This window comes from Rhodococcus ruitaii (assembly GCF_055230935.1).
The window spans coordinates 394990-407623 of the sequence record NZ_JBUYWC010000004.1 but is presented as its reverse complement, the minus strand read 5'-3'; the positions used below and the strand labels follow the sequence as shown (position 1 = coordinate 407623).

Here is a 12634-nt window from a genome sequence, read left to right as displayed (position 1 = left end):
CAGCGTGGCACAGCAGGTGCGTGTCGAGTACTACGACGACATCGACGGTGAGCCGATCACCGACGGCCTGGCGCAATCGTTCAGGATCACCGTCGACGATATCGAGTACGAGATCGATCTTCGCCCCTCCAACGCGGACAAGTTCTGGGCGGTCCTGCAGCCGTGGCTGGACGAATCGAAGCGCAACCGGACACCGAAGCTGCCGAGCATCCCCCCGACAGCACATACGGTCACCCCCGTTCCGGTTCGGACGCGAAAGACCCGCAACCGCAAGGTAATTCCCGGTCGTTCACCAGAGCAGCTCGCTGCGGTTCGCCACTGGGCGCGAGGACAAGGATTCGACGTCAGCTCGCGCGGACGCATTCCGTCGCACATTCTCGAGAGTTTCGAGGCAGCTCACGCGTGACCTCGATCAGGTGAGCGCGGTCGCCGCGCTGAATGCTCAGCGCGGCAACGACCACACCGACCACCACACCGATGAGAGTGTCGACGACACGACTGGCCGCCACATCCGGCCCGATACTGCTACCGAGCCCCGTGAGCATCAATGCCATGGCGGTAACGAAGACAGACGCGACAGCATAATTGCGAGTGACGACCATTTCCGTGGCGATCTGCAACACTACGATCGCGACGACCAGCGGCCAATAGCCAGGGTCGAGGACCAGCAGTACTGCCGCGAGCACCGCCCCGAGCGCATTGCCGATCAGACGCTGAATCGCGCGCTGAACAGTATGCCGGTAGTTCGCACCCTGTAGCGTCGCCACCGCCCCCATCGTGGCCCAGAGCGGATGCGCCATACCGAGTGCCGCCGCAATCCACCCCGCAAGCAGCGATGCCACCACAACCCGTGCGACGCCGATCACGATGCTGTGGTCGGCCAACCGTTGCACACCGTCACCGACGAAGCCGAAGTACCTGTCGGCCACCCCCACACTCCGAGTGGCATCGGGCAATGCTTCGGATCGGGGAATATCGATGTCGCGCCGCACCTTACGCAGTTCCGCTTCGAAGCGCAGAAAGTCGGTACGGTGCGCACGAACCGTATCGTGCGCACCACCGTCGACGACCTTCTCCGCAGCATCGAGCAGCGCGACGAGTTCGTGGCTGTGATGCCGCATCCGGCGATCCCCACCGAGTGCGATGACCTCGCGAGCACGGGTGATGTTCTGCCGGGCAGTAGCCACGCCCCCAGCGCCGTGCGATTCGACCGCAGCGACGGAGGCCAGTGCGCGGGCAACTGCGATGCGCGCCGGACTCTGTGGATGAGACAGCACGGGAAGCATCGCAACGCTCCAGCCGATGACAGATCCGATGAAGGCGGACGCGGCGACGAGACCCACGTCGGCCGCGCTGTCGGCGAAGCCGGCCGCACCGGCGGCGGCAAAAACAAGAATGACGGGGCCCGGCCCGGTGATCTCGAAAGCGGTGAACAGCCAGAACGACATCCCGGCCCCGATGGAGAGCAGGAAGATCTGCAGCCACGTCGTCACCCCGACGGCACCGAGTAGGGCGCCGAACGCCGCGAATGCAGTCACACCGAGCCCGATACACGCCAGCTTCGTCGCACGCCACGAGAACGGCTCGTAGCGCAGGAACGCTGACGACAACGCGCCGAGAGCGACGAATCCCGCGGCCTCCGGGTAGCCGAGGAGGCCGCCTCCGACCAGCGCGATCAGGGTTGCCAGTCCAACCCGAAGCGCCACCGCAATGGTGGGCTCGGCCCGACGCATCTCGAGGGAGTCGCGCCACGCGGCGGCCGACAGCGAGTGCGCCAACGCGCTGCCCGAGGAACGCAGGCGGTTGTGGTCGGCAGGTCGGCGCGGTCGAAGCATCCTTCGATGCTATTACTTTGCAGGTAAATTATCTATTAAGTAGTTGACCTCTGGCCGTTAGAATGCACACATGTCCACGCCCCCCGCGCGCTCCGACTACGTCGAACACATCCGTCACGCATGGGCGACGCGCTTCCCCGAACTCGATGTTCGCCCCATCGATGTAATCGGTCGCATCACCCGCATCGGCTCGCTCGCCCTGAACCGGCTCGACCGGGAACTCGAGTCCAGTGGCGTCGGCCGCACCGAGTTCGAGGTGCTCAGCGCCCTCGCGCGCAGCGACTACCCGCTGCGCGCGAGCGAAGTCACCTCCGTCACCGGCACCTCCGGCGCCTCGACCACCAAGCACACCGAGCGGCTCGTGAAGATCGGCCTTGTCGAACGTCAGCGTCTCGAACGTGACGGACGCGTGGTGCTGCTCTCCCTCACCATCGCGGGGCGCGAACTCGTCGAGAGAGAACTGCCGCGGCGCCTCGAAAGCGAAAAGCAGATGCTCGACGGACTCAGCGACGACGAACTCGACGTCCTCACCGGACTACTCCAACGCATCGCCCGCAACGTCGAAGACCAGACACTGCACTGACGACGGTCACGGTGGGTTTCCCCCACCTCTACGGGTTTCCGTGGGTCGTCGATCCGAGGAAAACCGCAGGAGTCGAGGGAAGTTCAGTACGCTGCCTCAGGGCATCTCGACCGTTTCTGCCCGCTCGATCTCGGCGACAGCACGTCGCAGATACGGACCGGGAGCGGCTTTGCGCGCAGCAAGCAGCTCGGCCAGCACCAGCACTCCCGCGGTCGAGTAGTCGCCCGGTCGCGCCTTCGGAGCCTCGTCATCGTGCACTCCCAGAGTGCCGGTGAGCACGGCGACCACTGCGTCGGGCTGCAGCGACGGCAACCAGCGCATCCCGTCCCGAAGGGTGTTCTCGAGCACGCTCTGCACATCTTCACCCGTCAATCCCTCGGGGTGTAATTCCTCGAGCAACTCGCGCACCATGCCCGCGTGCACCGCGGTGACCTGCTCATACGGCAGACTGTTCAGCTCCGCGAGTGCTTCGTCGAACGCCGGCACTGTCTCGCTTCGGACCGCCGACAACGCGGTGTCGGTGTGGGTGGCGATCTGTCGGGTGATCGTCGGCCAGTGTTCGGGCCACACGGAAGGCTCCCTCGTAGTTCTCGGTACAGCAGTAGTTCTCGGTACAGCAGTCACAAGCGACGCTGTGCGAGGCCTTTCGGATAGAAGTCTCGCCCCGCCAACCTGGATACCGCCAACCGGAGATACCGATCCGTGCCGATGCCACGTTCCGAGCGTACGACTCACCCACCTACGGGCGAGTGACATTGATTCCCGCGCGAATCAACGTAACCGGTCCTATCCTGTGAATGCCGTCAAGATCGCGAAGTCATACGCAAGGAGCCGCTATGTCCGCGAATCGGGAGCCCTCGGTCGACCCGTTCCGCTCGTTGTTCAAGACAGTCTGGTGGGTGGTGCTGATCCGCGGCATCCTCGCAGTCCTCTTCGGCATCATCGCCCTGTTGTGGCCCGGAATCACGGTGTGGGCACTCGTCATCGTGTTCGCGGTGTACGCCATCGTCGACGGTGCCGTGCTCGTCTGGCATTCCATACGAGATCGCGCACGCATGGACGGCTGGGGGCTGTGGCTGGCGATGGGTATCGTCTCCGTGCTTGCCGGCCTGGTCGCACTCTTCTGGCCCGGGATCACCGCACTGGTGCTGCTGTACCTGATCGCGTTCTACGCCATCCTGTTCGGCATCATCGGTGTCGTCGGTGCCCTGCGTTTCCGCAAGGTTCCGGATTCGGGGTGGGTGTGGTCGCTGGTGGCGGGGGTCATCGCGGTCGTCTTCGGTGTAATCCTGCTGATCTTCCCCGGCTCGGGCATCCTCGGCCTGATCGTCCTGCTCGGCATCTACGCGATCCTGTTCGGTGTCCTGCTGATCATCGTGTCGTTCCAGGTGCGTGGCGCGGCGAAGAAGGCCGGCATCATGTGAGCAGTCGGACCTGCACAGTCCCTCGCAACGAAGTACACCGCCGCAGGACATCGGTCCTGCGGCGGCGCCCCGATCACTGATGCTGCTCGTTGGCACGCGCCTCGCGATACTCGTCCTGACGCTCGTCGGTGACGTGCGGGAGCGGTGGGAAGTCCAGCCAACCCGGCACGAACGGGCTCGCAAGCTCGCGATCTGTCGGAACCTCGACCAGCACCGGGGCCTTGGCATCGAATGCGCGCTTGAAGGTGGGCTCCAGGTCGGCGGGAGAATCGACTCGGAACGACTCGAGCCCGAACGACTTGCCGAGATCCTTGAAGCTCGGGCTGTAGGGCGAGCCATCGGGCCGGTTGAACTCGGTACCGATGATCCGATCCGTCGCATTGCGTTGCCCGCCACGAATCGAGATGTAGCCGGAATTGTCCTGCACCACGAACACGACGGGGATGTCGTGCTGGACGGCCACGCCGATCTCCTGGGCCGTCATCAGGAAGTCGCCGTCACCGGTAATGCAGGCGACCTGACGATCGGGTGCGGCCAACTTCGCACCGAGTGCTGCCGGGACAGGCCAGCCCATCGCCGAGAAACCACCGGTGGTCAGATGTGTGCGGGGCTCGTAGACCGGGAAAGTCTGCTTCACCGCACCTTGGGTGTTGCCGGATCCGGCGAGGACAATTCCGTCGCGATCCATGACGTTGCGGAGGGCCCCGAGCGGCCGTTGCAGTGTGAGCGGGAACCGGTCCGAATCACGCCGGGCGGACAGTGCTTCCTCCCATTCGGCCTTGCGTTCGACGATCTCCGCAATGTACTCGGAGCGAGCGGGAGTGATGGACGGCAGGCTGTCCACGATCGCGGCCACAGTGGGCTTTGCGTCTGCGGCGATACCGACCTCGGCCGGATAGATCTTGCCGATCTCGTGGGGATCGATGTCGATATGGATGAGCTTGGCGGGCGGGAAGGAGAATGACTTTCCTCGGCTGTAGCTGGAAGCGGACCAGTCGGTGAAGCGACAACCGATGGAAATGACCACGTCCGCGTTCGCTGCGAGGTAGTTGCCGTGAATCGTCCCCGTCTGGCCGACACTGCCGACAAAGAGCGGGTGGTCTTCCGGGAAGGCGCTCTTGCCGTTCCAGGTGGTGGCAACCGGGATGTTCTGCGCCTCGGCAAGCGCGAGAACCTCGTCCGTCGCATTCGCACTGATGACACCACCGCCGACGATGATCACCGGCCGTTCCGATCCGGAGAGGAGAGTGGACGCCCTGCTGACCGCCTCCGGATCCGGATACTGGAGGCCGACCGGGAGACGTCGTTCGAGGTCGTGGAAAGATACCTCGGCGGTTTCCGCGTGCAGGTCCCACGGCACCTCGATGTGCGCGGGGCCGCGTCGTCCCGTCAGCATCGCACTGAATGCGCGGTGCATGATGAACGGGAGGTCCTCGATGCTGTTGGCAACCCAGCTCCGCTTCGAGACCGCCTCTGCGACTTGCGGAAAACCGTTGTCCTTCTGCCGATCGAGTTCCTGCAGGACTCCCCGGCCACGCATATGTCGCGGTGGCCCACCGGTGATGACCAGGACACTGGTCGAGTCGCTGTACGCGGTGGCAAGACCGAGCACCGTGTTCGATGCACCGGCACCGATCGAGGTCACGGCAGCCATCGGCTGTCCGGACACGCGGTAGAACCCGTCGGCCAGGTGTACAGCACTCTGCTCGTGATAGGTCTGGATGAAGGGGATCTTCGACTCGTCCTCGTTGAAGGCGTCCATCAGGCCCCATATTCCGTGGCCGGGGATGCCGGCCACATAGGGCACACCGTATTGCTTCAGGATCCTGCCGATGACCTGCCCGCCGTTGAGCCTTGGCATTGCATTCCCTTTCGATGGTTTGTCCGTGCCGTCAGCGGACGGCACGGTTGCGACGTGCGCGGCGATCATCCGACTTCACTCCGGAGCACCCCGGTCATCTTCCGAATCCACAGGTCATGACCGCCGTCACAGATAATTGTTCCCCGTGCACTCCCCCAGCTGAAGGTTCAAGGTGTGCGTAATCAGCCCGCTTCCCTTCCCGTCGCGTTCGCCACACGTACCGCATCACGATGTCCGCTCGGGTCGCCTCGGCCGTCGTTCGATTCGGGGAGAACTGTTACCGTGCGGATTTCATTATCTCGGGCGCCACTCGCAACGCGTTTGCGGCGATGGTCAACGCCGGGTTGAGAGCCGCGGACGACGGGAAGAACGATCCGTCGACAACCCAGAGGTTGCCGATGTCGTGGCTTCGGCAGAACGGATCGAGAACACTCGCCGCCGGATCACTGCCGGCCACAGCCGTGCCACACATGTGGGAGTTCGTGGCGATTCCCATCCGTTCGGTGAGGATGATCGGATAGCCCGCTTTCCTCACGGCCGACGACACCCGTCGCACCAGTTCACTGTGCGGCTCGACGTTGTTGGGTGTCCAGTCGACGATGATCTTCTCGCCGTCGACCCGAACCCTGTTGGTGAAAGCGGGAAGGTCCTCTGTCGTCAAGTAGATGTCGAGACTGCGATCGGTGAAAATCTCCAGCGCCCACAACGGTGCCCATGAGCGCACTCCCTTTGCGTGTACGGCCTGCAACTTGCCGAGCATCTGGAGGTTGCCGAGCGGATACTCGTTCTCCGGTCCGGTCTCGTACCAGTCGTTGACCCCGAGAGTCTTCTGCCACGCGGTCGTATTCTTCCGGCGGGGATCGACGCCGACGAAGAACGTGCTGTTGTGGACCATGTAGTTGCGCCCGAGCAGACCCGACGAGTTGCCGAGTCCCGTGGGGCTCTTGTCGGATGCAGAGCGCAGAAGCAGGGCCGCGGTGTTCACGGCACCGGCAGAGACGACGAACTGATTCGCGACGATCCGAATCGTACGACCGCGGTAGTCCGCCTCTGCTGCGGTGATCCGCGCTCCGCCCGGATCGGTGATCAGACGAGTCACCTTCGCCTGGGTCAGTAGACGCACGTTCTCGGATTCCAGCGCAGGCCGGAGGGTTCGGTTCTCGGCTTCGCTCTTGTGGTCGGTCTGGGACGGGGTGCCGTCCGACGCTGTCGACTGGCGGCGCTGTTCCTGGGTCGTCAGGTTCATTCCGTTGGGTGTGTGGAATGGATGCAGACCTTGTTTGCGGAGCGATGCCGCGAAGCGTTCGATGGTCGGTTCGTGCGGCAGCGGGGGCGATGGATACGGGGTGGAGTGCGGCGGCTCCGTAGGGTCTTCGTCCACGCTGCCGTGCACCTGGTAGATGCGCTCGGCTTCCCCGTAGAAGGGCTCGAGATCGGAATAGCGGAACGGCCACCGGGGCGAGATGCCGTCGTAGTGCTGCGTCTGCTCGAAGTCGGACTCGCGGAACCGAGGCAGGCTCGCGCCGTAGAATTTCGTGTTGCCGCCGACCCAGTAGTAGACACCGGGTTGGAACGTCTTTCCGGTGCTCCCGTCGTACCAGGGCTCCGCGGTCTTGTACCGGCCGGCGAGGAACATCTCCGCGGCCTGCGAATTCTGCACTTCGCGAGGCAGGAAGCCGCCCCGCTCGACCACCAGGACGTCCAGGCCACTGTCGCGCAGCGCCCAGGCGAGTGTCGATCCTCCCATGCCGGATCCGACGACGACGACATCTGCGGTGATGGTGTCGGCGTCGCCGATCTCCACCACGGCACCCTGGCGCAGGGGCTGGTAGGGGTCGATCGTGTCGTGGCCGTACACCCGTGTGCCGAACCGCAACCCGTTGCGCTGTGCCATGTCTGTGCTCCTGTCTCGATGCGACGTCAGTCGGCCGAACGGACCGCGTAACGAAGACCCTGCTTGGTGAGTCGGCGGATGCTGGGGTTCGCCAGGTCGGCGGGCGTGTGCCCGATGGAGTGGTAGAAGACCCTGCCGGAACCCCAGTTACGCACCCACGCCACCGGACTGCGCAGGCCGTCGAGCCACGGAAGGTGCTCGCCGGTGAACTCCGTCTCGGCGAGTACGTGATTGTTCGGGTCGACGTGCATGTAGTACTGCTCGGATGCCACGTCGAAGTCCTCGACCTCTGCTGCGACCTCGTGGTCCCTGTCGGTGATGGTGACGCGATACGGCTGAGGGTATGCCTCCCCACCGGGATGCTCGATGAAGTCGCCACCGAGAAGGAAATGGTATTTCAGGCTCGCGCGAAACGCCGCACCGGCGCCGTGCCACGCCGCCACCCCGGTGCCCGCAGCGACGGCGTCGAGCAGGTTCTTCTCCTGCGAATCGCTGAGATCTTCGGTAGTCAGCGCATTGTTCCAGCCGAATACGATGAGGTCATATCCGCTCAGATCACGGTCGAGAGTGAAGATGTCCTGGGACTCCTCCACATCGAAGCCGAGTTCGTCGAACAATTCGCGCGACCAGGCGGCGATGTCGTAGGGAAAGTGGCCGGGCCAGCCACCGTAGAGGTACAGAACGTTCGCCATGCCTTCTCCTCCGCGAAGTGAAACGATTAACCTTCTAAGGTGAATCGTATCACCACACTCGGGGACGTCAAGGTCGGTGAGACTCATCGACATGCTGCACCCTTACGATCGTGGGCGCGGCTCTCGTCGACGAGTACGCGGAAGGAGCCGGACGTGGTCACGATGAAAGACGTCGCCAAGGCGGCGGGGGTATCGGTCGCATCTGTGTCGTATGCGTACAGCAATTCACCGAAAGTATCGGATTCGCAACGCGTCCATATCTATTCCGTGGCAAATCAGCTCGGATATGCCGGTCCGCAGGTGGCCGGCAGCAGCTTGCGCTCAGGACGCATCGGTGCGGTCGGCGTCGTGGTCGCGGATTCCCCCGTGCATGCACTGGAGGATCCCTCGGTAACCCTGCTGATGAAGGGCATCGCCGAGATCGGGAACGATGCGGACATCGCCCTCACCCTTTTCCCGGCATCCCGAGAAGGAGCCACCGGCCGGCCGGTGAACTCTCTCGTATTGCGCGGATTGGTCGACGGCGTCGTGATACACAATGTCCCCGAAGCACATCCACTCGTGGAAGCGGTGATGGCCCGGCGCATCCCAGCCGTAGTCGTGGACTCCCCGAGAGGCTCGGGGTTGCCGTACGTGGCGATCGACGATCAGAACGGTGCCCGGACGGCAATGACCCACCTGTTGTCCTTGGGGCACCGACGAATCGGAATCATTGTCGACAGACTCACCGCCGGTTCGGTATGCGGGTTGGCGACTGCGAAAGACCTCCGCAGCGTCACCGAACACAACGCCCGAGAGCGCCTCGCGGGATATCTCGGTGCCGCCGAAGACTACGGCCTGTCGACGTCCGACGTGGTGGTGGCCGTCGCGGGCGATGTCGACGAAACTTCCGGAACCGCGGCGGCACACCTCCTTCTGGACGCCGCCGAACTCACCGCGGTGGTTGCAATGTCGGACGTACATGCATTGGGCGCACTCCACGCACTTCGAGAGCGGGGATTGACTGCTCCACAAGATATTTCAGTTGTGGGATTTGACGATTCCCCCGCCGCAGCACTGGTGGGGTTGACCACCGTGGCGCAGCCGATCGTCGAGAAGGGACGTGCCGCAGCAAGTATCCTGCTCGATCGTATCTCCGGAGGAACCCGACAACGTTCACTGTTCCGAACGTCCTTCGTGGTTCGCAACAGCACAGCACCACCACGTGAATGACACCTATCCGGAGAAGTGCACTGCGGCCGGACTCGTCACGAGTCCGGCCGCAGTGCCGTTCTTGCCTTTCCGGATCAGCCAGCCGAAACGCTCTGTCGCGGAGAGTTCAGGGTGGGCTCGTGGTACCGAGGAACCAACCGCATCAGCACGGGACCTCCGGCCGCGATGAGGACGAGCAACACTGCCGGCAGCACCGGCATCCACCCGATACCCACCCGGTCGACGATGAGGGTGACCGATGCGGGACCGACAAGCATTCCGAGGTATCCGATCGCGTTGACGAGTCCGATATTGCGTCCGGCATTCTCCGGATCACGACGCCCCGCGGCAGACAGCATCAGAGGGGCCATGGAGGCCAGGCCGAGTCCGAGAAGGCCGAACCCGACGAGCGCGACTGCGGCCGAACCTGCGAAAACTGCGACCATCGCTCCGATCGAGCCGATGATGCCGCTGGCTGCCACGATGAACCGGGCACCGAACCGTTCGGCCAACTTGTCGCCGAAGAGTCGACCGACGAACTGAGCACCCGAGTAGACGGTGACAGCGGTTGCCGCAAGACCAGCCGACGTTCCCACCGCGCGCCGAACGTATTCCTGCCCCCAGTCCAGGATCGCGTTCTCGCTGAGCATCGACGCGAGCAGTAGGACACCGAAACCGATCATGATCAGCAGTGTCGCTGTGGTGGCGTGGCGCTTCCCCGTCGAGCCCACGCAGGACGTGTCTTCCTTGTCTGCAGGGAGCAATTCGTCCTTGTTGAGCAGCCACCGACCGAATACGAGCCCGAGCACAGCCATCGTCCCCCCCAACGTCAGGTAGGCGACAGCCGGACTGTCCGTGAACTGGCGGGCAAATGCGCTGCCGACGAGACCCAGGATGAATCCTCCCGCGGGATAGGCCGCGTGGAATGCAGACATGATCGGGCGACCGTAGTACCGCTCGACCTGTACCCCGTGCACGTTGAAGGCGGTGTCGGCGGCACCACGCAGCAACCCGATCAGCACTCCGATGAACACAGCACCGACGAGTCCGTCCATGAAGGCGAGAGGAAGGTAGCAAAGCGGATAGAGGATCAAGGTCGGTGTGGCTGTCCTCCGAGGTCCGTACCGGTCGAGCAGCGGACCGATAGCGAAGCATCCCACCGATGCGCCGATACCGATCGCGAGTGCGAGAATCCCGAACTCGGTGTCGCCTGCTGCGCCTTCCCACCCGTTGCTGACGCGCAGCGACGATGTGCTCGTCGACCACATCAGCATGACGGCGCCGAGTTGGAAGAAGGCGAAGAATGTGGCGATACGCGCCTTCCTCACCCGAAGATGATCAGCCGGACGGACGGTCGCGGGTTCATGTGTTGCCATAGTCTGTCGTGTCCTCGGGTAATGCACTGGGCTTGGGCTCGGTGATGCGCGGTGGAGAGCGCGGCCCGGAAGCCGTCACGTGCGTGAATGTTGCGTGAACGTCACACGGACGCTGAAGTCGTGTGCATCACATTACGAACCTCGCGCTCGACACTGAAGTGACAGACTGTGCAGCTTCGCCGGCTGTCCTGCACGTATCGTGTACTTGCAGGTCTCGGCTACCGACGAATTCTTCTATTTCCGGCGAATATGACGTGCGATGACCGAAGAACCTTCGAGCAGATCCAGCCCCTTCACTGCCACCAGCAGGCTCTGCCGAGTGGGGGCGTCATCGAGCGACTTACCGAGGATCGACGAGATCCGGTCGAGCCGGTTGTACAGAGTTCTGCGCTGAATGAACAATGCCTCCGCCGCCTCGGTCTTGCGGCCGTCGACTTCCAGAAAGGTCCGCAACGTCGGAAGAAGCGGCGCGGACGACTTCGCATCCTTCGCGAGAAGCGGTCCGATCTCATCTTCGACATAGGCGGCCAGTTCGGGGCCCTGCGCAAGCGTCACCAACAGTCGTTCGATGCCCAATTCGTCGAAGTGCAACACGGGCGAGCCGCTCAGCGTCCGAGCCACCGCCGCTGCGCTGTTCGCCTGGGTGACCGCCACCGGGAGAGCCTGCGCAGACACAGCGCGGCTGATACCGACCCCGTGGTGTCCGGTACCGAGGACACCGAGCAGGGCGCTGCGCTTCGTACGCTCCGACGCGACCACAACGATGTAGTCACCCATGTCGGCACTGATCACCGCGGCATCGTCATGGCGGTGTGGACGCGACGGTGCGGTGTCGTCACGACGCGCCTTGTTCGCCACTGCGACGACGTAGCGGCTCGAACCGAGCTGGTACCCGAGCCGCGCGGCCTGCTCGACGAATTCGACGCCGGCGAGGTCACCCAGAAGCAATCGCGTGATAAGCGAGGTGCTGCGTTGGTCGTCTCGCGCCTCACGGCTGCGGTCGCTCAGCAGTGAGATCGCAACTGCCGCTGCTGCACGCTCCGCCGCGAACACGATTGCGTCGCGATCTCCGTTGCTGATGCCGAGGACGTGAATCCAGCCCCAGGGTTGCCCGCGCATCAGAACGGTGCGCCGGACGCAGTCCTGATCGTCGTCGTTGTGGAGGCTGCGCGCGTGGCCTTCCCACTCCTCGAAGACCACACTGTCGAATTCACCGGCGACTGCAGTCACCCGGTGCACGATGTTTTCCAGGATCACCGGCTTTTCCGTCAGCCGCGAGAGAGTTTGCACGATGGACAACGCGTCCGCTCCCGTCAGCAGGAGATCCGAGAAGGTCGACTCGATCTCCCGCTCCCGAGTCAATGCACGGAGACGGATATCCGTCAGGATCTCGTGGACTCGGGCCGACACACCTGCGAACGGCACCTCCTGAGCCAGTGCCACGACCGGCAGACCGCATGCACTTCCTTCCGTGACGACAGCGTCCGGCACGCGATCGAACATCCGGCCGGATTCCTCGATGACGAGCGCTGCCGCACCCGCCCGGGCCACGGCACGAACGAAGACCTGTTGCAGAGCGGCGGTTCGTCCCATTCCGAGTCCCGCGGTCAGCAGCATTTCGCCACCGCGAAGAAAGCGCGCGATATCGGATATCTCGGACGAATGGACCCAGCGCACCTCACTGTCGAGGTTGTCGGCGCCGGTCAGAACTCTGGCACCCGCCCTCTTCAGGAGGTCGATTTCGAGTGCGTCGGCGACTGTGAAGACCACACCCCACG

At 63.8% G+C, this 12634-nt stretch carries 11 protein-coding genes and 1 pseudogene; 4 read left to right on the top strand and 8 right to left on the bottom strand.

Annotated elements, in window-relative coordinates:
- Window positions 1-4 precede the first annotated feature (4 nt).
- A complete protein-coding gene (locus ACZI8W_RS07690; RefSeq protein WP_463367885.1) occupies window positions 5-406 on the top strand; it encodes a histone-like nucleoid-structuring protein Lsr2 in 402 nt (133 codons plus the stop codon).
- On the opposite strand, the gene ACZI8W_RS07685 is transcribed toward ACZI8W_RS07690, so the two are convergent.
- Complete coding sequence (locus ACZI8W_RS07685) at window positions 345-1835, bottom strand: FUSC family protein (protein ID WP_463367884.1); 1491 nt, start codon at window positions 1833-1835, stop codon at window positions 345-347. The genes ACZI8W_RS07690 and ACZI8W_RS07685 overlap by 62 nt on opposite strands.
- Window positions 1836-1905: 70 nt before the next feature.
- Between ACZI8W_RS07685 and ACZI8W_RS07680 the strand changes: the two genes are divergently transcribed.
- On the top strand, window positions 1906-2418 hold the full coding sequence (locus ACZI8W_RS07680) for a MarR family winged helix-turn-helix transcriptional regulator (RefSeq protein WP_463367883.1): 513 nt from the start codon (window positions 1906-1908) through the stop codon (window positions 2416-2418).
- Between the two features lie 96 nt (window positions 2419-2514).
- On the opposite strand, the gene ACZI8W_RS07675 is transcribed toward ACZI8W_RS07680, so the two are convergent.
- Window positions 2515-2988, bottom strand: a complete 474-nt coding sequence (locus ACZI8W_RS07675) for a hypothetical protein (RefSeq protein WP_463367882.1) — start codon at window positions 2986-2988, stop codon at window positions 2515-2517.
- Window positions 2989-3044: 56 nt separating this feature from the next.
- Window positions 3045-3133: pseudogene (locus ACZI8W_RS07670) on the bottom strand (DUF72 domain-containing protein); the annotation flags it as partial.
- A gap of 121 nt (window positions 3134-3254) precedes the next feature.
- On the opposite strand from ACZI8W_RS07670, the gene ACZI8W_RS07665 reads away from it, so the two are divergent.
- A complete protein-coding gene (locus ACZI8W_RS07665) occupies window positions 3255-3842 on the top strand; it encodes an HdeD family acid-resistance protein (RefSeq protein WP_463367881.1) in 588 nt (195 codons plus the stop codon).
- Window positions 3843-3915: 73 nt separating this feature from the next.
- Here the strand turns inward: ACZI8W_RS07665 and ACZI8W_RS07660 are convergent, their stop codons facing one another.
- The 3 genes from ACZI8W_RS07660 to ACZI8W_RS07650 form a co-directional block, all read right to left on the bottom strand.
- On the bottom strand, window positions 3916-5703 hold the full coding sequence (locus ACZI8W_RS07660) for a thiamine pyrophosphate-binding protein (RefSeq protein ID WP_463367880.1): 1788 nt from the start codon (window positions 5701-5703) through the stop codon (window positions 3916-3918).
- A gap of 277 nt (window positions 5704-5980) precedes the next feature.
- Window positions 5981-7597, bottom strand: a complete 1617-nt coding sequence (locus tag ACZI8W_RS07655) for a GMC oxidoreductase (RefSeq protein ID WP_463367879.1) — start codon at window positions 7595-7597, stop codon at window positions 5981-5983.
- Window positions 7598-7623: 26 nt separating this feature from the next.
- Complete coding sequence (locus ACZI8W_RS07650) at window positions 7624-8289, bottom strand: ThuA domain-containing protein (RefSeq protein WP_463367878.1); 666 nt, start codon at window positions 8287-8289, stop codon at window positions 7624-7626.
- Between the two features lie 153 nt (window positions 8290-8442).
- Between ACZI8W_RS07650 and ACZI8W_RS07645 the strand changes: the two genes are divergently transcribed.
- Window positions 8443-9501 carry a LacI family DNA-binding transcriptional regulator gene (locus ACZI8W_RS07645; protein WP_463367877.1) on the top strand — a complete coding sequence of 353 codons (1059 nt, stop codon included), beginning with the start codon at window positions 8443-8445 and terminating at the stop codon, window positions 9499-9501.
- Between the two features lie 74 nt (window positions 9502-9575).
- Here the strand turns inward: ACZI8W_RS07645 and ACZI8W_RS07640 are convergent, their stop codons facing one another.
- The gene (locus ACZI8W_RS07640) at window positions 9576-10856 is read right to left on the bottom strand and encodes an MFS transporter (RefSeq protein WP_463367876.1); all 1281 of its coding nucleotides are present in this window, start codon (window positions 10854-10856) and stop codon (window positions 9576-9578) included.
- A 234-nt stretch (window positions 10857-11090) separates the two neighbouring features.
- Window positions 11091-12626 (bottom strand): PucR family transcriptional regulator, encoded by a 1536-nt coding sequence (locus tag ACZI8W_RS07635; protein ID WP_463367875.1) that lies wholly within the window; start codon window positions 12624-12626, stop codon window positions 11091-11093.
- Window positions 12627-12634: the final 8 nt, after the last annotated feature.